Source organism: Lachnoclostridium sp. An169 (genome assembly GCF_002160525.1).
Classification (GTDB): domain Bacteria; phylum Bacillota; class Clostridia; order Lachnospirales; family Lachnospiraceae; genus Mediterraneibacter; species Mediterraneibacter cottocaccae.
The window spans coordinates 1-24667 of record NZ_NFKT01000048.1 but is presented as its reverse complement, the minus strand read 5'-3'; the positions used below and the strand labels follow the sequence as shown (position 1 = coordinate 24667).

General features: G+C 49.6%; 25 protein-coding genes and 1 pseudogene. 22 read left to right on the top strand and 4 right to left on the bottom strand.

What is annotated here, in order from left to right:
* The first annotated feature begins 286 nt into the window (after window positions 1-286).
* Window positions 287-646: a YccF domain-containing protein gene (locus B5F07_RS20895; protein ID WP_087163134.1), complete on the top strand. Its 360-nt coding sequence runs from the start codon at window positions 287-289 to the stop codon at window positions 644-646.
* Window positions 647-726: 80 nt separating this feature from the next.
* Here the strand turns inward: B5F07_RS20895 and B5F07_RS20890 are convergent, their stop codons facing one another.
* Complete coding sequence (locus B5F07_RS20890; RefSeq protein WP_087163131.1) at window positions 727-2013, bottom strand: MFS transporter; 1287 nt, start codon at window positions 2011-2013, stop codon at window positions 727-729.
* Window positions 1997-2926 carry a helix-turn-helix domain-containing protein gene (locus B5F07_RS20885; RefSeq protein ID WP_087163130.1) on the bottom strand — a complete coding sequence of 310 codons (930 nt, stop codon included), beginning with the start codon at window positions 2924-2926 and terminating at the stop codon, window positions 1997-1999. Before B5F07_RS20885 ends, B5F07_RS20890 begins: the two co-directional genes overlap by 17 nt.
* A gap of 305 nt (window positions 2927-3231) precedes the next feature.
* On the opposite strand from B5F07_RS20885, the gene B5F07_RS20880 reads away from it, so the two are divergent.
* The 15 genes from B5F07_RS20880 to B5F07_RS20810 all read left to right on the top strand — a co-directional run bounded on the left by B5F07_RS20880 (window position 3232) and on the right by B5F07_RS20810 (window position 15374).
* A complete protein-coding gene (locus tag B5F07_RS20880; protein ID WP_087163129.1) occupies window positions 3232-3576 on the top strand; it encodes an LPS biosynthesis protein in 345 nt (114 codons plus the stop codon).
* A gap of 30 nt (window positions 3577-3606) precedes the next feature.
* Window positions 3607-4281: an MBL fold metallo-hydrolase gene (locus B5F07_RS20875; RefSeq protein WP_087163128.1), complete on the top strand. Its 675-nt coding sequence runs from the start codon at window positions 3607-3609 to the stop codon at window positions 4279-4281.
* A gap of 23 nt (window positions 4282-4304) precedes the next feature.
* The gene (locus B5F07_RS20870; RefSeq protein WP_087163127.1) at window positions 4305-4766 is read left to right on the top strand and encodes a Type 1 glutamine amidotransferase-like domain-containing protein; all 462 of its coding nucleotides are present in this window, start codon (window positions 4305-4307) and stop codon (window positions 4764-4766) included.
* Between the two features lie 105 nt (window positions 4767-4871).
* Window positions 4872-5636 (top strand): MBL fold metallo-hydrolase, encoded by a 765-nt coding sequence (locus tag B5F07_RS20865; RefSeq protein ID WP_087163126.1) that lies wholly within the window; start codon window positions 4872-4874, stop codon window positions 5634-5636.
* 34 nt (window positions 5637-5670) lie between these two features.
* Complete coding sequence (locus B5F07_RS20860; protein WP_087163125.1) at window positions 5671-6435, top strand: nucleoside phosphorylase; 765 nt, start codon at window positions 5671-5673, stop codon at window positions 6433-6435.
* Window positions 6436-6660: 225 nt separating this feature from the next.
* A complete protein-coding gene (locus B5F07_RS20855; protein ID WP_087163124.1) occupies window positions 6661-7212 on the top strand; it encodes a GNAT family N-acetyltransferase in 552 nt (183 codons plus the stop codon).
* Window positions 7213-7234: 22 nt separating this feature from the next.
* Window positions 7235-7834, top strand: a complete 600-nt coding sequence (locus B5F07_RS20850) for a nitroreductase family protein (protein ID WP_442911419.1) — start codon at window positions 7235-7237, stop codon at window positions 7832-7834.
* Window positions 7834-8286 (top strand): GNAT family N-acetyltransferase, encoded by a 453-nt coding sequence (locus B5F07_RS20845; protein WP_087163133.1) that lies wholly within the window; start codon window positions 7834-7836, stop codon window positions 8284-8286. Before B5F07_RS20850 ends, B5F07_RS20845 begins: the two co-directional genes overlap by 1 nt.
* Window positions 8283-8828, top strand: a complete 546-nt coding sequence (locus tag B5F07_RS20840) for a hypothetical protein (protein WP_087163122.1) — start codon at window positions 8283-8285, stop codon at window positions 8826-8828. The genes B5F07_RS20845 and B5F07_RS20840 overlap by 4 nt, the downstream gene beginning before the upstream one ends.
* Window positions 8829-8879: 51 nt before the next feature.
* Complete coding sequence (locus B5F07_RS20835; RefSeq protein ID WP_162613191.1) at window positions 8880-9311, top strand: regulatory YrvL family protein; 432 nt, start codon at window positions 8880-8882, stop codon at window positions 9309-9311.
* 81 nt (window positions 9312-9392) lie between these two features.
* Window positions 9393-9884, top strand: a complete 492-nt coding sequence (locus tag B5F07_RS20830) for an HD domain-containing protein (protein WP_087163120.1) — start codon at window positions 9393-9395, stop codon at window positions 9882-9884.
* 116 nt (window positions 9885-10000) lie between these two features.
* A complete protein-coding gene (locus B5F07_RS20825) occupies window positions 10001-11866 on the top strand; it encodes an ATP-dependent nuclease (protein ID WP_087163119.1) in 1866 nt (621 codons plus the stop codon).
* 115 nt (window positions 11867-11981) lie between these two features.
* The gene (locus B5F07_RS20820) at window positions 11982-12410 is read left to right on the top strand and encodes a MarR family winged helix-turn-helix transcriptional regulator (RefSeq protein WP_087163118.1); all 429 of its coding nucleotides are present in this window, start codon (window positions 11982-11984) and stop codon (window positions 12408-12410) included.
* 1 nt (window position 12411) lies between these two features.
* Entirely contained in the window at window positions 12412-13794 is a 1383-nt protein-coding gene (locus tag B5F07_RS20815; protein WP_140398068.1) for an MATE family efflux transporter, read from the top strand.
* A gap of 110 nt (window positions 13795-13904) precedes the next feature.
* Window positions 13905-15374 (top strand): 4Fe-4S dicluster domain-containing protein, encoded by a 1470-nt coding sequence (locus B5F07_RS20810; RefSeq protein WP_087163116.1) that lies wholly within the window; start codon window positions 13905-13907, stop codon window positions 15372-15374.
* 82 nt (window positions 15375-15456) lie between these two features.
* On the opposite strand, the gene B5F07_RS20805 is transcribed toward B5F07_RS20810, so the two are convergent.
* Both B5F07_RS20805 and B5F07_RS20800 read right to left on the bottom strand, forming a co-directional pair.
* Window positions 15457-16203: a carboxymuconolactone decarboxylase family protein gene (locus tag B5F07_RS20805; protein WP_087163115.1), complete on the bottom strand. Its 747-nt coding sequence runs from the start codon at window positions 16201-16203 to the stop codon at window positions 15457-15459.
* Between the two features lie 40 nt (window positions 16204-16243).
* On the bottom strand, window positions 16244-16666 hold the full coding sequence (locus B5F07_RS20800; RefSeq protein ID WP_087163114.1) for a cupin domain-containing protein: 423 nt from the start codon (window positions 16664-16666) through the stop codon (window positions 16244-16246).
* A 236-nt stretch (window positions 16667-16902) separates the two neighbouring features.
* On the opposite strand from B5F07_RS20800, the gene B5F07_RS20795 reads away from it, so the two are divergent.
* The 6 genes and pseudogenes from B5F07_RS20795 to B5F07_RS20770 all read left to right on the top strand — a co-directional run.
* Entirely contained in the window at window positions 16903-17847 is a 945-nt protein-coding gene (locus B5F07_RS20795; protein ID WP_087163113.1) for an AEC family transporter, read from the top strand.
* A 102-nt stretch (window positions 17848-17949) separates the two neighbouring features.
* On the top strand, window positions 17950-19155 hold the full coding sequence (locus B5F07_RS20790) for a DUF4317 domain-containing protein (protein WP_087163112.1): 1206 nt from the start codon (window positions 17950-17952) through the stop codon (window positions 19153-19155).
* Window positions 19156-19419: 264 nt separating this feature from the next.
* Window positions 19420-19935: a MarR family winged helix-turn-helix transcriptional regulator gene (locus tag B5F07_RS20785; RefSeq protein WP_242972619.1), complete on the top strand. Its 516-nt coding sequence runs from the start codon at window positions 19420-19422 to the stop codon at window positions 19933-19935.
* A 2-nt stretch (window positions 19936-19937) separates the two neighbouring features.
* Window positions 19938-22235 carry an ABC transporter ATP-binding protein gene (locus B5F07_RS20780; protein WP_087163111.1) on the top strand — a complete coding sequence of 766 codons (2298 nt, stop codon included), beginning with the start codon at window positions 19938-19940 and terminating at the stop codon, window positions 22233-22235.
* Complete coding sequence (locus B5F07_RS20775; protein ID WP_087163110.1) at window positions 22228-24042, top strand: ABC transporter ATP-binding protein; 1815 nt, start codon at window positions 22228-22230, stop codon at window positions 24040-24042. Before B5F07_RS20780 ends, B5F07_RS20775 begins: the two co-directional genes overlap by 8 nt.
* 54 nt (window positions 24043-24096) lie before the next feature.
* Window positions 24097-24667, top strand: a pseudogene (locus tag B5F07_RS20770) (hypothetical protein); the annotation flags it as partial.

Below are 24667 nucleotides of genomic sequence, written 5' to 3'. Positions count from 1 at the left end.
AAGTGCCTCTATTCTCGGTACTGCCATTCGAGAGCTCTCAAAAAAAACGGCAGATTGGTACTTGGAGAGGACATATCTATCTTTTCAATGCAGTTTGCGGAAACTCAAGCTGACCTTATAATATATGTGCTGTGAAGATTCTAACATATTATATGTGCTGAAAGTACGAAGAAACTTTTTGGAGGGAATGTACGGCATTAAAAAGCCCGTTGCACTGCAGCAGGCTTTTTTGTATAATGGGAAAAACGACCTACGCCGGGAGATGCGGAATGAGGAGGAGTTTATTATGGGATGTCTTGGAAATATATTATGGTTTTTCTGCGGCGGAGCTCTCAGCGGGCTGAGCTGGTGCCTTGCCGGATGTATCTGGTGTATTACTATTGTCGGCATTCCGGTGGGGATGCAGTGCTTTAAATTTGCCTCTCTCAGTTTCTTCCCCTTTGGCAAAGAAGTGCAGTATGGAGGCGGAGCAGGCTCTCTTCTGCTGAACATTGTGTGGCTGCTTATCTCCGGGCTTCCGCTTGCTCTTGAGCACTGTGCCTTTGGGCTGGTGATGTGCGTCACGATCATCGGGATACCGTTCGGACTGCAGCATTTCAAGCTTGCCAAACTGGCGCTGATGCCGTTCGGGTCGGAAGTGTACTAAGAAGACTGACCGGCATCCTGCTCTGCCTGCTCCGGGGGCAGGTCAGGAGCGGGCGCGCCGGATGGCTCCGATAGAACGATTCAGAGCCTTTTTGCCGCAAACCGGGCCAGCATCAGGAGCAGAAAGCCGGAACCTGCCATGATCCATGGAAGAGGAATCCCGTCTGCCATAGGGCCGAATACAGCCATGCCCAGAGGCATGAAGCCGGAGTAAATGGAACTGAGCAGACCGAACATCCGTCCCTGCATGGAGGAAGCGGCAGTCTTCTGCAGGAGAGTGGTGACTGCGGTCTGCACGGCAGTCAGTGCGATCCCGTAGAGGAACATGAGCAGAAGATAGATCCTGAAATCAGGAGTCAGACTCATCAGGAGCGCGGACAGACCGAAAACAGCAAGCCCTGCCGAGAGGCTGTTCGAAAATTTAACATTCCCGGGACGTTCCGGGGATTTCCGGCAGAGATTCCGATTAATCTTCCGGCAGATATTCCGGGAGAGGCTCATGAGGATCCCGCCTGCCGTCATTCCTGCGAATCCGGCCAGTTCCACCGCGGTCAGGTATCCGTAACTGTCCCCGTAGACCCGGCTTACCAGAAGTCCCGCGAGGAAACCGGCGGGAACGCAGAGAATGACGAAACATCCGTAAGTGAAAAGGAGACGGCGGACCGGTGTTTCCCGGAGGGCATAGCGGATTCCCGAGAGCAGATCCGAGAAAAATCCGGGCTGCTTCCGGGCGGAAGATGTCCGTGGATCGGAGCGGGGAATGTGTGCGGAATCTTCTGCCTTCGTCGGGAATCTGACAGCGCAGAGCAGGGCGATCCCCGGAACTGCTGTGAGAATGTCAAGGAACAGTGTCGCTTCCAGAGTGCCTGAGGAGAGAACGATCCCCGCCGCTGCCGGAGCGGCAAACTGGACGAGGGACTGGATCCCGGCATTGATCCCGTTGAAGTGCAGAAGTTCTTTTTCCGGGACAAGCAGGGGAAGAGAGGCATTGACTGCAGGAGTCTGGATTCCCGTGCAGAAAGAACGGATCACCGACATAATGAGCAGTGCCGCAAGGACCACAGAACTGTCTGTACCCGGAAGACGGCTCAGGAGAAAGATCATCAGCAGTGTGACTGTGGCGGTAAGAATGTCCGGCGTGATGATCAGACGTTTTTTTGATAAGCGGTCCGCCCATACGCCTCCCGGTATGGAGATGAGAAACTGCGGAACCCAGGAGCAGAATGTGAAGACTGCCACCCAGGTTCCGGACGAAGTTTCGACTGTAGCATACCAGACGACTGCCATCTGGACCAGGGTGGAGCCGAAAAGAGTGATGCTCTGGCTGATAAGAAAGAGAACTGCCTGGTTTTTATGTTGCTTTGTCATTTCTGTTTTCCTCCTCTTTTCCGGAAATCGTTTCCCGGTTTTCCGGATTTCTCAGATTTTCCGGATTTCTCTGCTGGAGGATAAAACGCTGTGTCGGATAGCCGAATTCTGTGAGAAGTTCCCTCTCTGCAAATCCCAGTTCCAGAAGTTCCCTACGGTATCCGTTGTCCGCCCGGTCGTTCCGGCGGTATGTGGTGGTACTGATGTCGCACCGGGGCAGGAAGTCCCGGATGAGCCGCTCCAGAAAAAGTTCCTGGATTTTCTGTCTCCGGTACTGGGGATGAATCCCCATAAAGTCAATACTTCCACCAGTGCGGGAAAAGAGCATGACGCCGATGGCAGTCCCGCCCGTTTCCAGGATCAGCGCCTGCGCCTGACTGATGTATTTTTTCAGGACCGGCAGATATTCCTCTTCATGAAAATGGGGGTATCCGTCCACCACCATCCGCACCAGTTCCATCCATGCCGGAATGTCTGCAGGATCGGCAAGCCGGATATTTCCGGCGGAAAATGATTCACCGGCAGTTTCAGGGCAGAGTGAGAAGCGGAGCAGAAGAGGATAGAATTCCCCTTTTTTCCGGTATTCTCCCGGCGGAACCTTATACATTTCCTTAAAAGCAAGGGTAAAAGCCTGGCGGCTTTCATACCCGCAGATCAGTGCGATGTCCAGGATCGGCCGTTCGGAAAATACGAGCAGCTTCGCCGCTTCCGTAAGCCTCCTCCGGAGTGTGTAGTCGTGGATCGTCATGCCGACAGTCTCGGTGAACATCCGGTGCAGGTGGTATTTGGAATAATGCACGGCTGCTGCGACCGTATCCAGATCCGGATGGCTGTCCAGGCGGGCTTCGATATAGTCGATGGCTTTCCCGATATAAGAAATTTTCTTGTTATGAGGTTTTTCCTTATTGTTCATGCGTTTTCCTCCCAGAGAGAAAGATAACAGAAACAGCGGCGGAATGTTTCATAATTCTTGCTTTATGAATGCTTTTTCGTGTAAATATTCACCGAGATGATAAACGAAAGCTGCTGATATACAGTGATTTTCCAATTTTTTATCGTTACTCTGTGCTAAACGGTATCAGCAATACAAGTACAGTATAAAACACTATAATACACATTCCAACGCAAATATTGCTCTTTCGCGGGGCACAAAATCGTGTTATCATCAAGGAAGAGTGCAGACATGCACGAGATTCTACGAGATATGGAGGGGCGGATATGAAAATTGAGCACAATCCGAAAGAGTTGGAAGCAATGAAAGAATTTCACAGGGGAAACCGGGCGGAAGGACTGAAGCTTCAGGAGGAATTTGCCGCAGAGTTTCGGAAAGAGTACGCGGACAAAGACCACTGTCCGTGCAAAAAGGCGTGCCGCTATCACGGAAACTGTAAAGAATGTGTGGCGATCCACCGGGCCCATCAGGAGCATGTGCCCAACTGTATGCGGGAGATGCTCAACCGGAAGATCCGTATGCTGTCCGAGCTGACGGAACATTCCATCGCCAGTGAAATCGAGCCGCCCAGAGAGGTGCTGCGGAAGGAATTTCAGACGATTTCAGATTGATACTTTAATGAAAAACGGGAGGAAGAATGGATGACAGAGACAAAGCTATTTATGGATCATTTCTATATCCTGGACGACGGGCGTGTCAGGCAGTTCCTGATCGTGGGAGAGGATGAGGCGCTGCTCATTGATACGGGATTTCCGGACAGCCATGTGTATGAGGCGGTGCAAAGCATAACAGATCTCCCGGTGAGGGTGGTCCTGACGCATGGAGATATGGACCACGCGGGAGGAATGAAAGATTTTGGAAAATGCCGTCTCCATAAAGCAGACTGGCAGCTGATAAAAGACGGGGCAGAGCTTGAGCCGCTTCAGGAAGGAGATATTTTCCAGTGTGGAGAGTATTGTCTGGAAACTCTCGAGATCCCGGGGCATACATATGGAAGTGTCGCCTTTTTTGACCGGGAGAAAAAGCTCCTTCTTCCGGGCGACTCCGTTCAGAAAGACGGTCCAATCTATATGTTCGGAATGCACCGGAATCTGGACCTCTATATCGAAAGCCAGAGAAAACTCTGTGCCATTGCGGATCAGGTGGAGACAATTATTCCATGCCACCATGACTATCCCATAGGACCGGAGTACATTGAGAGGAATCTGGAAGATGCAGAGGCATTGAGAAGAGGAGAACTGCCCGGAGAGAAACATCCCTTTATGCCATGTTTTTCCTGCAAGGGAAAGTGGACAGAATTTTATTACGATAAATAAGCGTGAGGTTTTGGGAGAAGAAGATGCTGGAGGCACTTGGACTGACCGTGGATGAACTGGAAGTTTCCACTGCTTCCGGGGAAAATGTCCGGGAAAAACTCACAAAGAACGATATCATATTCGTGGGAGGAGGAAATACCTTCTTCCTGCTCCAGGAACTGAAACGTTCCGGTGCGGACAGGATCATTTCCGGGGAAGTAGAAAAAGGAAAACTTTATATCGGCGAATCCGCAGGCGCTATTGCAGCGTGTCCGGACATCGGGTATTCCGCTGAGATGGATGCTCCTGAGAAAGCGCCGGACCTGACGGATTATTCCGGGATGAATCTGGTGGATTTCTATGTAGTGCCCCATCTGGGACATCCGGAAATGGGACCGGGAGCAGAAACGATCATTGAGAAATATTCGGATAAACTGGACCTGAAGGTGATCGATGACTATCAGGCGATCTTGGTCGAAGGGGAGCAGGTGAGGATTCTGCCATAAATGTATAATATATTAGCTGTTTCTTGAGGAAAACTCAGGTTTGGGATAAAATATTATCTATGAATAAAAGTGTTTTAAAGAAAAATTTGGCGGGGAAGTGATATTTTGGAAAGCAGTTGGTTTACGACAGATCAGATTGATAAAGATACCTTTGTTATCAGCGAATACCGCCATTGGGAAGAGACACACTGCTATCTGCTGACTGGCAAAGAGAGAGGTCTTCTGATCGATACCGGACTGGGTATTTCTGATATTTATGGAGAAGTAATGAGGCTGACGGACAAGCCTGTGACGGCAGCAGTAACCCACACACATTGGGATCATATCGGAGGACTGAAATATTTCCCGGATTTTTACTGCCATATGGCGGAGCAGGAGTGGATCAGCGGGAAATTTCCTCTCCCGGTGGAAAAAGTCAGGCAGATGGTATCGGACTGTGATAAACTTCCGGAAGGATTCAGAGCAGACGATTATGATATTTTCCAGGGAAAGCCGACGAAATTATTGGAAGATTATGAAGAGATAGACCTGGGCCGGAGAAAAATAACTGTTCTTCATACTCCGGGACATTCGCCCGGACATATGTGTTTCTGGGAAAAGGAGAGAGGATATCTGTTCACGGGTGATCTGGTATATCAGGGCACATTGTATGCAGATTATCCTTCGACAGACCCGCAGGCTTATCTTGCTTCCCTTGAGAAAATTGCGGTACTTCCGGTTGAAAGAATATTTCCGGGACATCATTCTTTGGATATCCGGCCGGAACTTATGGTTCGAATGCGTGATGAGTTGAGAAAAATCGATAAGAGCGGAAGGTTGAAACATGGAAGCGGCCTTTTTGAGTATGGAGACTGGGCGGTCCGTCTGTAGGCTGACGCTTTTATTGTGAAAGAGAGGTTTGTGAATGAGTACTGTTTTTCAGAAAAATAAGATTACAGAGCCTGCACTGTTCAGCCCATGCGATACAACGGAAAAAATAACGGATTTCCCGAAGATATGCGTTTCTACATTTTCTGAGAACATCATACAGAAATTTGCATCCCTGGACGGCGCGAAGAAAATTGCAGAGCTTTATACTGCCAATGGAGCTGTCCCGGTTTACAGGTTTTGCTACAAAGGCGTTGATATCGCATTTTATCTGTCCAGAGTCGGCGCTCCCGCCTGTGTCTCCGGGTTTGAAGAGATCGTGGCGATGGGAGCAGAAAAATTCGTCCTGTTCGGTTCCTGCGGTGTACTGGATGATGAAAAGGTGAGGGACCGGATCGTGATCCCTGTCTCTGCTGTCCGCGATGAGGGGACCAGTTACCATTATGTGCCTGCGTCACCTGAGATCCAGGCGGAGGAGAGTGGGGTACGGGTGCTGGAAGGTGTTTTGCAGAACAGCAGGATTCCTTATGTGAAAGGAAAAACCTGGACTTCAGATGCGATTTACCGGGAAACACTCCCGCTGATCGAAGAGCGGAAAGCCGACGGGTGCATTGTCGTGGAAATGGAATGTGCCTCCATGTTGGCTGTCGCAAAATACCGGAATATCCCGTTTGTCCAGTTCTTATACGGAGCGGACTGTCTCGGTACGGAGACCTGGGAAATCCGGGATCTGACAGATTTTGGCCTGACAAATGCAGACAAGTATATGCTTCTGGCGTTTGAGTGCGGGATACAGATGTAAAAATGAAATATCTGCGTTACCTTTTTTCTGGCAGAAGAAAGATGGTGCCTCGATAAGTTTGGAGGGACGTACAGGGAATACATGAAGAAGGTCAGGAGGTACATATGACAAGGGCTTTTAGAAGAAACTGCCGGGGAAGATGAAAAGTGTCGGAGGTATCCGGTATACAGACTTTCAGGATTAAGATATAATGAAAAGATAGTAACAGGGAATTTACAGAGAAAAATGAACAGAAAAGTAATATTGGAGACAGAACGGCTGATACTGCGGGAAATGGAGCAGTCGGATTTCACGAATCTGGCTGAGATCCTCCAAAATCCAAAAGTTATGTATGCATATGAACACGACTTTTCAGAGGAAGATGTACAGGAATGGCTGGATCGCCAGATGGAAAGATACAGAAAATATGGTTTTGGTCTGTGGGCTGTGCTCTTAAAGCATGCAGGAGTTTTTTCGGAGGAAACAGTTACGGAGAAAACGATGATAGGGCAGGCAGGACTGACAGTACAGCCATATAGGGATACTGAGGTGTTAGAGATCGGGTATCTGTTCAAGGAACAGTTCTGGCATCATGGATTTGCCCGGGAAGCGGCAGCTGCCTGCAGAGATTATGCATTTGAGCATCTGGGATGTGATAAGGTACATCCTATTATAAAAGTAGATAATATCCCTTCTATAAGAGTGGCGGAGGGTATTGGAATGACAAGGGAAGATGAATTTATTACCAGTTATTATAACGGTGATATGAAACATTTTCTCTATTCTTTAAAAAAGTAGGGGAGAAGGGAGCAGGAAAATGATCCGGGAGATATATGAGCGACGGAGTATACGGAAGTTTTCGGAGAAACCTCTGTCAAAGCAGGATATAATGGAGATTATAGAGAGCGGAACAAAAGCACCGTCATCCAAAAACAGACAGCCCTGGAAATATATTGTTGTTCAGGGCGAAGCGAAAAGAGAGATGCTTGAGGCTTTTCGGACAGGGATAAAAAGAGAAGAAAACGGAGAGGCACTTCTGCCAGGAAGCAGGCAGCACATTTCTGCGGCAAAATATACAGTGAAGATCATGGAGCAGGCCCCGGTGATCCTCTTTGCGGTAAATCCGTTGGGAAAAGACATTTTTGCGGAGATGACTCCGGAGGAGAGAATTTATGAGATATGTAATATCCAGTCTTTGAGTGCATCGATTCAGAATATGCTCCTGGCTGCCGAAGAAAAAGGAATCGGGAGCCTGTGGATCTGCGACATTTATTTTGCCTATGGGGAGCTGTGCAGATGGCTGGATACGGAAGGAGAACTTCTGGCAGCTATAGCTTTTGGATATCCGGAGGAGAGCCCGGGGGCAAGACCCCGCAGGGCAGTGGAAGATGTAGTAGAATGGAGAAAAGACAGGACATAATGAAGATCAGAGAATATCAGTCATCGGACTGCCGGGAAATGGCAGAATTATTTTACAATACCGTTCATACAGTGAATGCGGCAGACTATACGGAGGAACAGTTAAATGCCTGGGCTACGGGCGAGGTTGATCTGGAAAAATGGGACGCCTCCTTTCTGGAACATGATACGTTTGTTGCTGTGGAAAACGGCAGGATCATCGGATTTGCAGACATGGACAGAAACGGGTATCTGGATCGTCTGTATATTCATAAAGATTTTCAGGGGAAAGGTGTGGCTTCGACCCTCTGCGACAGGTTGGAGCAGAACAATGCAGGCACAGGATTTGTCACCTATGCGTCCATTACGGCGCGGCCGTTCTTTGAAAAGCGGGGATATAAAGTTGTGAAAGAACAGCAGGTAGAACGCCGGGGAGTATTGCTGACGAACTATGTTATGGAGAAATGCATATGAAATATTTTAAGGTGGATATGAGCTTTTCTGCTTCAGAGATAGCGGGCATGCTGATGGAATATGAAAGCGAACATCAGACAGGAATGAAAGTTGATAAGATTGCAGAAGAGATATTCGAATATACAGATGGCTATCCGTTTCTTGTCTCCTATATCTGCCATGTGATGGATGAAGAACTTCCAGGGGAAAAGCGTTTTCACAGTCCGAAAAGTGTGTGGACCAGGGAAGGGGTCAGTGAGGCAGTCAAGAGAATACTCGGGCAGCCGGCAACACTTTTTGACAGCATGTGCCGCCAGATAGATTTGTATCCGGAATTAAGAAAAATGATCTATGCAATCCTGTTTCAGGGGAAAAGTTTTTCATATAATCCGGATAATTTTGTTGTCGGGATCGGAACGATGTTTGGTTTTGTGAAAGAAAACAGAGGATTGATAGAGATTGCCAACAGAATTTTTGAGATGCGTCTGTATAACCTGTTTTTGTCCGAAGAAGAAGTGGACAGTGCCATTCATCAGTCACCAAAAATAAGACAGTTGGGGTGAAAACAATAAAATATGGAAATAAAACGATTGTTGAAGCGGTGGTCTGAAGCAATGGAAAAAATAAAAGAAAAAATCGGCGCGGTTCTGGCAGTTTTAATTGTGGCAGCCATTATATTTGCGGTGATTGCGGTGATCTCGCTGTTTGGCGGCTCCGTGATGAAAATATTCGGGTTTGAATACGATTCCCTGTGGAGCGTTATTCTGCTTTTTGTCATTGCAGGCATTGTAGGATTACCGCTGGATATGTTCTCTATGGGGCTCCCTGCCGCTCTGGTTTCGCTTGGCAGGGCGGATGTGGATCTGGCGACAGTGTTTTATGTGATTCTGGATACGCTTCTGACAGCGGCGTCCATGGCGATTGCGGACTATTTCATGGACAGTGTCTCGGCAAGCGACCTGTCCATTCTGGTGGTTTCTTTTCTGTTTGCCCTGACATCTGTGAAAGATTTCCGCGAGAAGGCAGAGAAAAGGAGCAAAGAATAAGCGTGTTGCAGAAAAAGACCGGAATGGTACAGTAAAGTAAATATGATATAAAAAGACAGACAGAAAATGGAGGACTTCAAAATGATGAAAGCTAAAATTGTGAACAAAATGATTGATTTTTACAGGGGGAACCGTTCGGACGTCCGGCATTTCCTCAAGGTATATGCATATGCGCAGACCATCGGAAGACTGGAAGGACTGGACGAGAAAACGTCAGATACCCTTGAGATCGCGGCTATCGTCCATGACATCGCCTGCCCTCTCTGCCGGGAGAAGTACGGGAACACGAACGGAAAGCATCAGGAGGAGGAGAGCGAGGAGCTTCTGAAGATATTTCTTTCCGAGTTTGCTCTTCCGAAAGAGATGGAGGAGCGGATCATCTATCTGGTGACGCACCATCATACATATACAAATGTGGAGGGAATGGATTACCAGATTCTGCTTGAGGCGGATTATCTTGTCAATGCCGACGAATCCGAGTACAGCGATGAAGCCATCCGGAATTTCCGGGAGCGTGTGTTTAAGACGCAGAGCAGTCTTCATATGCTGGATTCCATATATCTGAGGGACTGAGCAGCAGCCAGAATACAGCCGGTATAAGCGGAAACTGCCCGGGCGCAGCTGACATGACTGACAGGCAGTTGGGGCACAGATAACATAAACGACAGTCACGGAAGGGAGATGACGGAATGCAGATTACAGATCTCCGGATACGGAATTTCAAATCCATTCGGGATATGCATATCCCGGATATCGAAAATGCCCTGATTCTTGTGGGCAAGAACGATACGGGGAAGACTGCCGTCCTGGATGCCGTGCGTGCGGTGGGCGGAGACTATACTGTCCGGGAGGAGGATTTCCGGGAGAATTTTCCCAACATCGAAATCCGGGTAACGCTTCAGATCGACGAGGAGGATCTGCAGCGTTTTCACCGTTACGGCATGGTCAGCACATACCGCAGGTATGAGGCGTGGCGCCGGGATTTCTGCCGGAAACTGCCATCATTCAGGGAGGGCAGGCTGACTTTTGAATATTCGGTCAACCGGGAAGGAAGAGTACGCTTAAACGACGGGTTCCGGAAGAATAACGAATATATTCCGCAGATATTTCCGCATATTTATTACATGGATGCGGAGAGAAATCTGGAAACCTTTCAGGACAATCTGCTTTTACTGCAGGAGGATGATCTGCTCAAAAGGATGCGCTCCGGCTGCTGTATGTTTGACATTGCAAAGAAATGCAACCACTGTTTCTCATGCATCGGGCTGATCAACCGTAAGACGCCGGAAGAACTGGACGCATTCGAGGCGGCAAAGCTGTTGGAGTACAAACTGTACAACCTGAATCTTGATTCTTTTTCCCGCCGGGTAAATGAAAATTTCCGCAAAAACGGAGGAAGAGACCGGATTGCCTATTCCATGGATCTCGCCACCCTGCAGACACTTGCCGTGACAGCGCAGATCGAGAAAGAAGGGCAGCCGGGAAAACGTCCGCTTGTGAGCATGGGAAAGGGGATGCGGAGTATCTATATGCTCTCCCTTCTGGAAACGTACGAGGAGGAGGGACTCAGAATGGCGGATCTGATTCTTGTGGAAGATCCGGAGATTTTCCTTCATCCCAGGTTGCAGAAGGTCTCAGGGGATATCCTTTACCGCCTGTCCCGGAAGAACCAGGTAGTGTTTTCCACCCATTCCCCGAACCTGCTCTCCAATTTTAACAGCAGGCAGATCCGGCAGATCTGTTTAAACGAAGACGGTGATTCCCAGGTTCGGGAAAAGACGGATATCAGCGCGGTTCTGGACGATCTGGGATATTCGGCGAACGACCTGATGAATGTGAATTTCGTCTTTATCGTGGAGGGCAAACAGGATAAGAGCAGACTGCCTCTTCTCATTAGAAAATATTATTCCGAGACTTACGATGCCGAGGGCAATCTGTCCCGTATTGCGATCATTACAACGAACAGCTGCACGAATATTAAGACGTATGCCAATCTGAAATATATGAACCAGGTCTATATTAAAGACAACTTTCTGATGATCCGGGATGGAGACGGAAAAGATCCGGGGGAACTCAGATCTCAGCTTTGCCGTTATTACGAGCAGCGGAACGCGGAGGACGTGGACCGTCTTCCAAGGGTGACGGAGAAGAACGTGCTCATTCTGAAATACTATTCTTTTGAGAATTATTTCCTGGATCCGGAGGTGATGGTGAAGATCGGTGTGATCGGGACGGAACAGGAATTTTATGAGATACTTCTGGAAAAATGGAAGGAGTATCTGTACCGGATCCGCAGCGGCCGGCGTCTTGTGGAAGTGATCGGGCATGATCTTGAGACGGTGGAGGATATAAAGGAACACATGGAGGAAATCCGCATCCATGTGCGCGGGCATAATCTGTACGATATTTTTTACGGACGGTATAAAGAAAACGAGCAGGAGATTCTGACAAGATATATTGACGCAGCTCCCAGGGAAGATTTCGCGGATATACTGGACTCTATTGAACGTTTTCTCTATTTTGAGAGCAGGAAGAAAAAAGGAAAATGCGATTAAAAGGGGATAATCAATAATCGGTAAGATAAGATCAGGAATGCAGGGTATACCTTGACATTCCTGATTTTTTGAACTAATATACTTAGGAACCTAAATTGTTGGAAGGAATGATCACATGGAAACAGGAAAGATGATCAACCGCATTTCCAACCGCCTGCGCAGACGGTCGAAAAAGGCACAGGAGACACTGGGGATCACCGGGGCGAAGGGAAATATACTGGATTACATTCTGGTGGAGAGTGAGAAGCACAACGTCTATCAGAAGGAGATCGAGAAAGAGTTCGGCCTGCGGCCTCCGACAGCCACGGAAGTCCTGAAGAATCTCGAGGCGGAGGGGCTGATCGTGCGGGTGCCGGATGAGACAGACGCCCGGTATAAGAAAATTGTTTTTACAGAGAAAGCGGATAAAATCCGTAACGTCCTGCGCCGGGAGATCGAGGAGTCGGAGGCTCTGCTCCTTACGGGGATCACAGAGGAAGAGCGGGAGATATTTATGAAAATTACGGAAAAGATGCTTGAGAATCTTGAGAAGGAGGAAGGATAAAATGGAAGAAAATAACGATCTGATGGGGAGTATGAAGATTTCAAAGGCAGTGGCAAAGATGGCCATCCCCAGCGTCATCAGCAGCCTTGTGACAGTAGTATACAATATGGCGGACACTTTTTTTGTGGGGCAGACCGGAGATCCGCTTCAGGTGGCGGCGGTCAGCCTGACCAACCCGATCTTTATTCTGATGATGGCTTTTGCCAACATGTTCGGCATGGGCGGAAGCGCTGTGATGTCCATGGCAATGGGGGCAAAGAATGAAAAACGGGCAAGAAACGCCTCGGCATTCGTGACCTATGCCTCGCTGATCGTGGGTGTGGCATTTGCGGCGGTGCTGATTATTTTCATGGATCCGATTCTGGCTCTTTTCGGCGCCAATGCAGAGACTTATGAATTTGCCCGGGGATATACGTTCCACATTTCCTACGGCGCGCCCTTTATCATCTGGTCAGCGGCGGCAAGCTTTATCGTGCGGGCGGAGGGATCCAGCAAAGAGGCAATGATCGGCAGTATGATCGGAACGATTGCGAATATCGTACTCGACCCGATCTTTATCTCCGTGCTCGGACAGGGAACCGCCGGAGCCGCCATTGCGACGACCATCGGAAACGTCATGGCGAGCGCATACTATCTCTGGTATTTCCTGAAAAAGGGAAGGGTGCTTTCCATCCGCTGGACCGATTTTACCGTGCGGCAGGGCATCCTTACAAAGATCTGTTCGGCGGGGCTTCCCACAGCGATTTTCTCCGCGCTGATGAGCGTTTCCACGATTGTCCTGAACCAGCTTCTGGTAGAATACGGCAACGATCCCGTGGCGGCGATCGGTATTGTGTTTAAAGCAAATATGTTTATCACGTTCCTTCAGATGGGACTGGCAAACGGAGTTCAGCCGCTGTTCGGGTACAACTACGGTTCCGGCAATGTGAAGCGCTTCCGTGAAGTGGAGTCGTACACGAAGAAGTGCTGTATCGTGACGGGGATCCTGGCAACGGCGCTGTATTTTGTATTCCGGGAGCAGGTTATCCGCCTTTTCATCAGCGACAGTGACGTTGTAGCCTACGGCGTGAAGATGCTGATCGCCTACATGCTTTCCGGACCTGTGATCGGCATCCTTTTCGTCAATATGAACTGCATGCAGTCAGTGGGGCATGCTTTCCCGGCCACCGTACTCTCTGTACTCCGTCAGGGAATTCTCCTGATTCCGCTCCTCTATCTTCTGAAGGCGCTCTTCGGGCTTGACGGCGTGATCCTCGGACAGTCGCTGACCGATTACATAGCAGTCATTCTGTCCATATTCCTGTGGAGGCGGATCAGGAGCAGACTGGAACAGACGCAGAAAACGGGTAACGGGAAAGAAATCTCCGGAGAAATTGTTCATTAAATAGTACAAGGGATTGTTAAATAAATCACTAGGATATTTTCGGAACTCATGTTATTATAGACCAAGAAGAAAATGCATCCATGTATTGACTGAAGCAAAATTATAATGTTATGGAGGGTAAAGAGTTGAAGTACGCAGATGCAAACGTGATCAAGATCAAACATGCAGTTCTTGAGGAAGTGGCAAGGCTGGCTTTCGAGGGTGAACTGGAGGAGAGAAAGGACGAGATCCCGTATAAGCTGATCCCGGGGCCGACACCGCAGTTCCGCTGCTGTATATACAAGGAACGGGAGATTATCCGCCAGAGGGTACGCCTGGCTGAAGGAAAGGCACCGGGGGTCAAGGATGACGGGAATATCATCCAGGTAATCAATTCCGCATGCGAGGACTGTCCGATTTCAAGCTATACAGTAACCGAGAACTGCCAGAACTGTCTGGGCAAGGCATGTATGAATGCATGTAAGTTCGGCGCGATCGAGAAAGGACGCCACCGCACGCATATTGATCCGACAAAGTGTAAGGAATGCGGCAAATGCGCGGACGCCTGTCCGTATAATGCGATTGCGCATCTGAAGAGACCGTGCAAGTTCAGCTGCCCGGTTGACGCAATTTCCTATGATGAATACGGCATTTCCGTGATCGATGAAGAGAAGTGTATCCGCTGCGGAAAATGTATCCACAGCTGTCCGTTCGGAGCGATCGGTTCCAAGACATGGATTGTGGATGTGATCAGGGCGATCAAGTCCGGAAAGAAAGTATATGCAATGCTTGCTCCGGCTACAGAGGGACAGTTCGGTGCGGATATCACCATGGCGAGCTGGAGAAAGGCCATGAAAGAACTCGGCTTTACGGAATTTGTTGAAGTCGGACTGGGCGGAGACCTGACGGCGAAGTATGAGGCTGAGGAGTGGAGAGAAGCTTATGCGGAAGGCAAAAAGAAAGTGACTTCCTGCTGTCCGGGATTTGTAAATATGGTGCGTAAGCATTATCCGGAGTTGAGTGACGCAATCTCCACAACCGTTTCACCGATGTGCGGCGTTTCCCGTCTGATCAAGGCAAAGGAGCCGGATGCAGTGACCGTATTTATCGGACCCTGCCTGGCAAAGAAATCTGAGATTGTGGATCAGAAGATCGAGGGAAATGCAGACTATGCACTGACCTACAGCGAGATCCGTGCCATGATGCGCGCCAAAGGCGTGGCTCTTGAGCCGGTAGAGAATACATATCAGGAAGCTTCCGTATTCGGAAAGAGATTCGGCAATTCCGGCGGTGTTGCAAATGCGGTTCTGGAAAGCCTCAAAGAGTCCGGAAATGATCTTGATATTAAGGTATGCAGGGCGAACGGCGCGGCAGAGTGCAAGAAGGCGCTGCTGCTTATGAAAGTCGGGAGACTGCCGGAAGATTTCATCGAGGGTATGGCATGTGACGGCGGATGCGTGGGCGGTCCCAGCTCCTTCAAGGACCAGATGATGGCGAAGAAGTCCAGAGATGCGCTGATCAAAGAGGCGGACAACAGGGGAATTTATGCGAACCTGAGCAACTACGACGAGGAGTCCTTCTCCATGCACAGATCTGAGTAATATAAAAATAAAAATGCAGGGATGTCAGTTGGTTGGCATCCCTGCTTTTTTATGAGAAAATCAATAGGAAACCCTTTCCGGATTATGCTCCTGCCGCCTCGTTTACGCAGCGCAGCGCGTTGAGGCTTCTCGGATATCCGATGTAGGGGAGGCACTGGCTGATCACTTTGATCAGAAATGCTTTGTCATTCCCGACCCTCATATTTCCGGCAGCGTGGGAAGTGAGCTGGGGCTCGCATCCGCCCTGTGCAGCGATGAAGCAGAAGGTGATCATTTCACGCTCTTTGTAATCAAGCCCTCCCCGGGTGTAATAATCTCCGAAGCAGTTGCCGGAGAGCCATCGGTTGATGTGGCGGCTCTCTTCCGGCCCGGACTGGGCAAAGCCTTTCATGCCGTCGCCGAAGATGTCTACCTGTGCCTGTTCGCCTTTTTCCACACGGTCTTCCGGTGTCGTTGCTGCCTGCCCTTCGAGGGGAAGAGCGATGCCAAGAGAGGCGAAGATTTCATTCGTGGCGGTCAGGAAAGGACGAACCCTTCCAATCCCCAGGTAGGCGCATGCCTGATAGACGATCTCTTTTACTTCCACCGGAGTAACCCCGAGATTCAGGGCTCCCGGAAGCATGGCTTTATATTCGTCGATTCCCTGGCATCCAAGCAGGGCGGAAAGAATGGCCATCATCCTTGTGCGGTCGTCCAGGTCATCCTGGTTTACCACCTCATCATATGCAAAGTTGGTGAAAAACTCTGTGAATTCCGGATCTGTCTGTGCAAACTCGGACGCTTTGTCCGGTGATATCCTGTTCCAGTATTTTTCTGCTGATTCTGTCATATCTGTCAACCTCCGATTTTGATGATGTATCCTGCAGTATTTATTTCAGTTTTCCGTATTCTTCATCGCCGACAGCCTCCAGCCATTCGTTGGAAGCACCCTCTGCCGGGACTTCCACAGCCAGATGAGAGAACCAGCTGTCCGGCGCGGCACCGTGCCAGTGCTTTACTTCCGGAGGAATATTTACCACATCGCCCGGGTGAAGTTCCTGAGCCTCCTTGCCCCATTCCTGATAATAGCCCCGTCCGCCTGTCACGAGGAGGAACTGTCCGCCTTTATGGTGGATATGCCAGTTGTTGCGGCATCCCGGCTCAAATGTCACATTGCCTATTCCGACTCTCTCAGTAGTGAGCATCTTCAAATAGCTCTGTCCGATGAAATACTGCGCATATGCCGTGTTCGGTTCGCCGAGTTCAAATACCGCGCCGCCGCCCAGATCCTGTTTCATTTTTTCTGTATCCATATGAAATACCTCCATTTCCCAATATAAAATATTATTTTTGTCTGTATATATTGTAAAACCGGGAAGAACAATAGGCAAATACCTGATTTACATGATGAAATATGCCTGTGAGGTATGGAAAAAGTATCAGGTATCTGATCCGGTATCTGGCCAGGCGCTGATCCGATACTTGACACATGCGTGAAAAAAGGTCAGAATATCATTGCATGTATTATAGAAAAAAAGAGGAGAAGAAAATGGATAACCTGATATTCAGTCTGAATGCTACCGTTCCCGTATTCCTGATGATGGTGCTGGGGATGGCCTTTAAGAAACTGGGATGGATCGATGATGTTTTTGCTTCAAAGATGAATAAATTTGTATTTCTGATTCCGCTGCCGGTGCTGCTTTTTGAGGATCTTGCAACGGTGGATTTTGCAGAGGTGTGGAACATGAAATTCGTGCTGTTCTGCTTTGCAGCCACTTTTATCAGCATTGCACTGGCTGCGGCGGTTTCGTTTGTCTGGAAGGACCGCTCGATTCAGGGCGAATTTATCCAGGCATCCTACCGCAGTTCGGCGGCACTTCTTGGGATCGCATTTATCCAGAATATATATGGAAATGCGGGAATGGCGCCGCTGATGATCATCGGAAGCGTGCCTCTTTACAATGTGATGGCAGTGGTGGTTCTTTCCTTTTTCCAGCCGGAGCGGAAGAAACTGGACAGAGCACTGTGGATGAAGACGCTGAAAGGGATTGTGACCAATCCGATTATCATCGGCATTGCCGCAGGGCTTGTCTGGTCGGGATGCAGGCTTCCCATGCCGGCGATTATGGAGAAAACCGTTTCCAGCATCGGAGCGGTTGCCACGCCGCTCGGACTGATGGCGATGGGCGCCACCTTTGACCTGAAGCAGGCATGCGGGAAAGTGAAGCCTGCGGTTGTGGCCTCTGTTATGAAACTGGTTGGCTTTGCCGCGCTGTTTCTTCCAACTGCCGTGTGGTTCGGATTCCGCAGGGAGGAACTGGTGGCAATCCTGATCATGCTCGGGTCAGCCACAACGGTGAGCTGTTTTGTCATGGCAAGAAATATGGGGCACGAAGGCGTCCTGACTTCCAGTACGGTAATGCTGACGACACTGTTCAGCGCCTTTACGCTGACCGGATGGCTTTACATTCTGCGGAGCCTGGCGCTGATCTGAAAATTTCTCTTTTTTTTCCAACGGATCCGGTGTAAGATAGATATGTCTGCCGGATCGGTTCTGTCCTGACCGGCACAAACTAATTAAGAGGAGAGTTACATAATGAATAAGAAGGAAATACTGGAAATCCGCAAGCAGTTTACGCCTGCCAACTGCGCAATCACACGGATCTGCGGATGTTATGTGGATCATGAGAAAAATAAGAAAATGGAGTCAAAAGACGCCTTCCTCTCACTTCCGGAAGAAGAGGAGTTCAAATATTTCGATATATTCAAGAAGACCCTGTCCGGAACAGTGGGCCGCAATATGCTGAACATGGAATTCCCTCTGGAAGCGGAGATGCCCGGGGGCGGACAGGAGTTCCTGTTAAAGCTGCGCGACAGCAAGCTAAACGACGACATGCTCCTGGAAGAGTTCTATGACAAGGTGATCGCTACTTATGATTATGGAGAAAACTATTATATCATCCTCATCCACGCCATGTATGATGTGCCCGGAAAGTCTTCGGACGGTGATGAGATGTTTGATGCCTCTGATGAGGTGTACGAGTATCTGCTCATGAGTATCTGCCCGGTGTCTCTCTCCAAGGCAGGGCTGTCCTACAACCCGGAGGACAACCGGATCCAGGACCGGATCCGTGACTGGGTGGTGGACAAGCCGGACAAAGGCTTTCTTTTCCCGGCATTCAATGACCGGAGCACAGATCTCCACAGTATTCTCTATTATACGAAGAAATCCGAGGAGCTCCAGCCGGAGCTGGTCGAACAGTTCCTCGGCGCGAGGCTGCCCATGTCGGCTGATACGCAGAAGGAGACATTCCAGATGATTATAGAGGATACGCTAGGGGAGGACAGCGATTATGAGACCGTGCGGAATATTCATGAGACGCTCAATGATCTGATCGAGGAGCACAAAGAAGAGCCGGAACCGCTTGCCCTTGACAAGACAGATGTGAAGAAGATCTTTGAACAAAGCGGCGTTGCACCGGAGAAGATGGAGAACTTCGAGAAAAACTATGAGGAGAATGCGGGGGAGAAGACATCCCTTCTGGCGGAAAATATTGCCGAGACCCGCAAATTCAACATTGAGACTCCGGATGTGATCATCAAGGTCAATCCCGAGCGGATGGATCTTGTCGAGACGCGGATCATTGACGGACGGCAGTGCCTGGTAATCCCGGTGGATGACCACATCGAGGTAAACGGAATCAGCGTACGGACGATAAAGATGAGGACAGAAGGACAACCGGTTGGCATGGATACAGAGGATGGAGAGCAGAAAGCAGGGGATGGAGCGGAAATCCTCTGACAAATACAATACATTTATTTAAGTACAGTACATTTATCTGTCATACGTTGTTATATGTGGTGTATATTGGCGCACTTCGGGAAATCTCCCCGGTGCGCCGATTTTTCTGCCAGACTTTAATTTAATTAACAAACTAATTAATTTTTGAGCATAATTCTTAAGAAAATCTAAAATAGAAAAATATATATTGACTTTTTTGTGCAATAATATTAATTTATTCATTAGATATCTAACTAATTGTTTTTTGAAACGGAGGTGAGAAAAGTGAGACGTGAATACGAGGAGAAGCAAACAGGCAGCGTTAAAGCGGAACCCGGCCCGGACAGACCGCATGAAACGAATCCGGATCTGGAGCAGATGCATACTGCGGTGCTTCTCGGGATAGTACTGCACAAAACCGGGCAGGTTGCCAGGGATAAACTGCAGGCATATGACCTGAACAAAGGCCAGTCCCATATCCTGTTTACCCTTCACAGCCATAAGTCACTGTCCCAGAGGGAACTGGCTGACAAAGTAAATATGACTCCTCCGTCCATCACTTCCGCGATCCGGAAGATGGAGCGGGCAGGATATATCATGAGAAGGCCGGATGAACACGACCAGAGGGTGATGCGCCTGAAACTGACGGAAAAAGGCGAGGCATGCATCCAGTATGTTGTTCAGGTGGGAGAGCAGATGGATGCTCTTCTATTCAAGGGAATGAGCACGGAAGAAAAGCTGCTTCTGCGGCGCCTTCTGATGCAGATCTACTACAATCTTGAGTCGGAAAGGAAAGACTGATTATGAAAAACTTATTCAAATACGCTTCAGCGCAGTGGAAATCCATGATTGCGATTGTTGCAATACTGATCCTGCAGGCGTACTGCGACCTGTCGCTTCCAGCTTATACATCCGACATTGTCAATGTGGGAATCCAACAGGGCGGAGTTGAGGATCAGATCCCTCATGCTCTCGCGCAGGAAGAGATGGACAGACTGCTTCTGTTTGTAACGTCAGATGACCGGCAGACAGTGCTTGACTATTATGAAACAGATGATACGGATTATGATCAGCCGGCGTATGTGCTGAAGGATTCGGCAGCCGACGATGAGGCGGCGGAGGAGGAGCTGACGGGCATCCTCCAGGTGCCCATGATGCTTACGGCCGGGTTCGAATCGGGAAGCGAGATGACGCAGCAGATAGAAGAACAGCTGAAATCACAGCTCCCGGAAGGGATGGCAGGCGATGACACGACCATATTTGATATTATGGAACTTCTGCCCGATGCGCAGAGGGAAGCTATGGTCAGTTCCATGTCCGAACAGATGGATGATATGCCTGACAGCATTCTGGAACAGGCGGCGGTCAGTTATGTGAGAAGCGCCTACAAGAATCTGGGGATGGATATGGACCACATTCAGACTACTTATCTGCTTGTTACCGGAGGAAAGATGACGGCGCTTGCGCTCCTCGGCATGCTGGCGAGCATCGCGGTCGGATTCCTGGCATCCCGCGTGGGAGCTTCCACGGGACGCGACCTGAGAAGAAGAGTATTTCAGAAGGTTGTTGGATTCTCGAACAATGAGTTCGACCATTTTTCTACTGCAACCCTGATTACAAGAAGTACCAACGATATCCAGCAGATCCAGTTCCTTACTGTCATGCTGCTGCGTATCGTGCTGTATGCGCCGATCCTTGCCATCGGCGGCGTGTTCCAGGTGTTCCAGACCAATGTATCCATGTCCTGGGTAATCGGCCTGGCGGTTGTGCTGATCGCACTTGTGATTGCAGTGCTGTTCTGTGTGGCGATGCCGAAGTTCAAGATCCTTCAGAAACTGGTGGACCGTGTGAACCTGGTTATGCGCGAGATCCTTACCGGCCTGTCCGTCATCCGCGCGTTCAGTACAGAGAAACATGAGGAAGAGCGGTTTGACAAGGCAAATAAGGACCTGATGAAAACAAACCTTTTTGTAAACCGTGCCATGACATTTATGATGCCGGTGATGATGCTGATTATGAACGGTGTATCCGTTCTGATTATGTGGACCGGAGCCCACGGCATTGATGAGGGACAGATGCAGGTTGGAGATATGATGGCGTTTATCCAGTACACCATGCAGATTATCATGGGATTCCTGATGCTCTGCATGCTCTCGATCATGCTTCCCAGGGCGGCGGTTGCTGCAGACCGTGTGGAGGAAGTGCTTGACAGCAGGACTGTGATTCACGATCCGGCTCAGCCAAAGAAATTTGATTCGACAGAAAAAGGACTGCTCCGGTTCGACCATGTGTCGTTCCGCTATCCGGGTGCAGACGAAGACGTGATCCACGATATTTCATTTATGGCGAAACCCGGTGAGACGACAGCGATTATCGGAAGCACCGGAAGCGGAAAGTCCACTCTGGTGAATCTGATTCCCCGTTTCTATGATGTGACAGAGGGAAGCATTACCCTTGACGGGGTGGATATCCGGGAGGTAAGCCAGCATGACCTTCGGGAAAAGCTGGGATTCGTACCGCAGAAAGGTCTTCTGTTTTCCGGAGATATTGCCTCGAATATCATGTTCGGCAATCCTCACGGGACAAAGGAAGAGATGGTTGAGGCGGCAGAGATTGCCCAGGCGACAGAGTTTATCGACTCCAAACCGGACGGCTACGAGAGCCCCATTTCCCAGGGCGGAGCCAATGTGTCCGGCGGTCAGAAACAGAGGCTTTCCATTGCCAGAGCCATTGCCAAGCATCCGGAAGTGTTTATCTTTGACGACAGTTTCTCCGCTCTGGACTTTAAGACGGATGTGACGCTGAGAAAAGCACTCCGCAGGAGAACGAAAGACAGCACGGTTCTGATTGTGGCACAGCGGATCAGCACGATTCTGAATGCAGAGCAGATCATCGTGCTGGACGACGGAAGAATTGCCGGGATGGGAACTCACAGTGAACTGCTGAAGAACTGTGAAGTGTATCAGCAGATTGCGGCGTCCCAGCTCTCCGAGGCGGAATTAAACGCGGGAATGAATGGAAAAACCGGACACGGAAGCACCGGCGCCGGCAGTGAGCATGCCGGAAATGCAGACAGGAAGGAGGCGGTAAGCCATGCCTAGACACGGAATGCACGGCGGAGAAAAAGCGAAAGATTTTAAGGGAACTTTGAAGAAACTGGTGAAATACATGAGCGTATTCAAAGTGCATATGTTCTTTGTGGCTGTGTTTGCCATCTGCGGAACAATCTTCAATATCGTGGGACCGAAGATTCTCGGCCAGGCGACGACGGAGATTTTCAACGGACTGGTAAGCAAGGTTTCCGGAGGAAGCGGCATTGATTTCGGCGCAGTGGGAAGGATTCTTCTGATGACCCTCGCCCTTTACGGAATCAGCGCGCTCTGTTCTTTCATCCAGGGAATCCTCATGACCGGTGTGTCCCAGAAGACGACCTACCGCATGAGAAAAGAGATCTCGGAGAAGGTCAACCGGATTCCCATGAACTATTTTGACACGAAACCGGTCGGCGAGATCCTCTCCCGTGTGACCAACGATGTGGACACCCTGGGACAGAGTTTAAACCAGAGCGCTACCCAGCTGATTACATCCGTAACCACCATGATCGGTGTGCTTGTGATGATGCTCTCCATCAGCCCGCTGATGACGCTGGTTGCGCTTCTCCTTCTCCCGATTTCGGGTGTGCTTCTGGTTTTTGTGATGAAACATTCCCAGAGATTCTTCCGGGGACAGCAGAAATATCTGGGCGTAGTAAACGGCCAGGTGGAGGAGATCTACAGCGGACATAATATCATCAAGGCTTTCAACAAAGAGGAGGATGTGATTACAGAGTTTAACAAGACCAATGACCTGCTCTATGATTCCGCCTGGAAATCCCAGTTTTTCTCGGGAATGATGATGCCTGTAATGCAGTTTATCGGCAACCTGGGATATGTGGCGGTGGCGATTCTGGGAGGATACCTCGCCATCAGAAACGCGATTGAGGTCGGAGAAATCCAGTCCTTTATCCAGTATGTGAGAAACTTTACCCAGCCGATCCAGCAGATTGCCCAGGTGACAAATATGCTGCAGCAGACTGCGGCGGCTTCCGAGCGTGTCTTCGAATTCCTTGAAGTGGAAGAGGAGGACCAGACCGTTCCGAATCCGGTGAATGCGGAAGGGCTTCAGGGCAATGTGGAATTTGACCATGTCCATTTCGGATACAATCCGGATAAGATTATCATCAATGACTTCTCAGCAAAGGTGAAAGAAGGACAGAAGATTGCCATCGTCGGACCTACCGGAGCCGGCAAGACGACCATGGTCAAACTGCTCATGCGTTTCTACGATGTGAACAGCGGCGCGATCCGGATTGACGGTCATGATATCCGCGATTTCAACCGTGGTGACCTGAGAAAAATGTTCGGTATGGTGCTTCAGGATACCTGGCTGTTCCACGGTACAATCATGGAAAATATCCGCTACGGCAGACTGGATGCCACAGATGAGGAAGTGATCCGCGCGGCAAAAGCAGCCCATGTGGATCGTTTTGTTCAGACACTTCCGGGCGGATACCAGATGGAACTTAACGAGGAGGCCACTAACGTTTCCCAGGGACAGAAACAGCTCCTTACGATCGCCAGGGCGATCCTTGCTGATCCGAAGATACTGATCCTTGATGAAGCCACAAGCTCCGTCGATACCAGGACTGAGGTGCTGATCCAGAAAGCTATGGATAACCTGATGAAGGGCAGAACAAGCTTTATCATCGCCCACCGCCTGTCCACCATCCGCGACGCGGACCTGATCCTCGTCATGCGCGACGGTGACATCGTCGAACAGGGCACTCACGAACAACTCCTCGCCCAGAACGGCTTCTACGCAGATCTGTATAATAGTCAGTTTGAATCCACAGATCTGACGTGCGCATAAGAAGAAGTCCGCAGCCGTGTAAGCTTGCTTACAAAAGGCTGTGGGCTTTTTCTTATGCATAGGGCGGAACCCGCACAGCGAGATGAAGCCGGAGGCGGAATCGAGCTGTGCAGCACGTCAGATCGGACGGCGGGAAAACCCAGTGCGCGCATAGGGCGGAGCCCGCACAGCGAGATGAAGCCGGAGGTGGAATCGAGCTGTGCAGCACGTCAGATCGGACGGCAGGAAAAATCAATGAGAAAAAATTCTTCCGACCTGCTCCTGCGCCAGTACAAAAGAGTACGCAGTGAGAGGAAGAAAGAGAAAAAAACGTTCAGCTACCGGGATATCAAAAAGGTATGCACGATCATCTTTTACGACCAGAGTCCGAAGGAATTCCACCAGTTTCCGGATGATTACATCCATTATTCCAAACAGAAGACGGATACCGGGCTGAAGCTTGAACTGCTCCAGGAATATTTCTTCATCCCGCTTGACATCTTCCGGAAGATTCTGCACAATAAAGGTATCAGAAACGAGTTGGAGGCATGGCTTGCTTTCCTCAGTGTGGACGAACCGGAAGTGATTGTAAAGCTGATCGGGGAGTATCCGCAGTTTAAGAAATATTATGAGGAAATCTATACAC

Excerpts from the sequence above, each read along its gene's own strand:
- B5F07_RS20810 (WP_087163116.1), top strand. The coding sequence starts at position 13,905 with ATGGAGGGTAAAGAGTTGAAGTACGCAGATGCAAACGTGATCAAGATC.
- B5F07_RS20790 (WP_087163112.1), top strand. The coding sequence starts at position 17,950 with ATGAATAAGAAGGAAATACTGGAAATCCGCAAGCAGTTTACGCCTGCC.
- B5F07_RS20860 (WP_087163125.1), top strand. The coding sequence starts at position 5,671 with ATGAGTACTGTTTTTCAGAAAAATAAGATTACAGAGCCTGCACTGTTC.
- B5F07_RS20885 (WP_087163130.1), bottom strand. The coding sequence starts at position 2,926 with ATGAACAATAAGGAAAAACCTCATAACAAGAAAATTTCTTATATCGGG.
- B5F07_RS20855 (WP_087163124.1), top strand. The coding sequence starts at position 6,661 with ATGAACAGAAAAGTAATATTGGAGACAGAACGGCTGATACTGCGGGAA.
- B5F07_RS20880 (WP_087163129.1), top strand. The coding sequence starts at position 3,232 with ATGAAAATTGAGCACAATCCGAAAGAGTTGGAAGCAATGAAAGAATTT.
- B5F07_RS20775 (WP_087163110.1), top strand. The coding sequence starts at position 22,228 with ATGCCTAGACACGGAATGCACGGCGGAGAAAAAGCGAAAGATTTTAAG.
- B5F07_RS20835 (WP_162613191.1), top strand. The coding sequence starts at position 8,880 with ATGGAAAAAATAAAAGAAAAAATCGGCGCGGTTCTGGCAGTTTTAATT.
- B5F07_RS20795 (WP_087163113.1), top strand. The coding sequence starts at position 16,903 with ATGGATAACCTGATATTCAGTCTGAATGCTACCGTTCCCGTATTCCTG.
- B5F07_RS20825 (WP_087163119.1), top strand. The coding sequence starts at position 10,001 with ATGCAGATTACAGATCTCCGGATACGGAATTTCAAATCCATTCGGGAT.
- B5F07_RS20840 (WP_087163122.1), top strand. The coding sequence starts at position 8,283 with ATGAAATATTTTAAGGTGGATATGAGCTTTTCTGCTTCAGAGATAGCG.
- B5F07_RS20845 (WP_087163133.1), top strand. The coding sequence starts at position 7,834 with ATGAAGATCAGAGAATATCAGTCATCGGACTGCCGGGAAATGGCAGAA.
- B5F07_RS20805 (WP_087163115.1), bottom strand. The coding sequence starts at position 16,203 with ATGACAGAATCAGCAGAAAAATACTGGAACAGGATATCACCGGACAAA.
- B5F07_RS20870 (WP_087163127.1), top strand. The coding sequence starts at position 4,305 with ATGCTGGAGGCACTTGGACTGACCGTGGATGAACTGGAAGTTTCCACT.
- B5F07_RS20830 (WP_087163120.1), top strand. The coding sequence starts at position 9,393 with ATGATGAAAGCTAAAATTGTGAACAAAATGATTGATTTTTACAGGGGG.
- B5F07_RS20815 (WP_140398068.1), top strand. The coding sequence starts at position 12,412 with ATGGAAGAAAATAACGATCTGATGGGGAGTATGAAGATTTCAAAGGCA.
- B5F07_RS20895 (WP_087163134.1), top strand. The coding sequence starts at position 287 with ATGGGATGTCTTGGAAATATATTATGGTTTTTCTGCGGCGGAGCTCTC.
- B5F07_RS20780 (WP_087163111.1), top strand. The coding sequence starts at position 19,938 with ATGAAAAACTTATTCAAATACGCTTCAGCGCAGTGGAAATCCATGATT.
- B5F07_RS20800 (WP_087163114.1), bottom strand. The coding sequence starts at position 16,666 with ATGGATACAGAAAAAATGAAACAGGATCTGGGCGGCGGCGCGGTATTT.
- B5F07_RS20875 (WP_087163128.1), top strand. The coding sequence starts at position 3,607 with ATGACAGAGACAAAGCTATTTATGGATCATTTCTATATCCTGGACGAC.
- B5F07_RS20890 (WP_087163131.1), bottom strand. The coding sequence starts at position 2,013 with ATGACAAAGCAACATAAAAACCAGGCAGTTCTCTTTCTTATCAGCCAG.
- B5F07_RS20820 (WP_087163118.1), top strand. The coding sequence starts at position 11,982 with ATGGAAACAGGAAAGATGATCAACCGCATTTCCAACCGCCTGCGCAGA.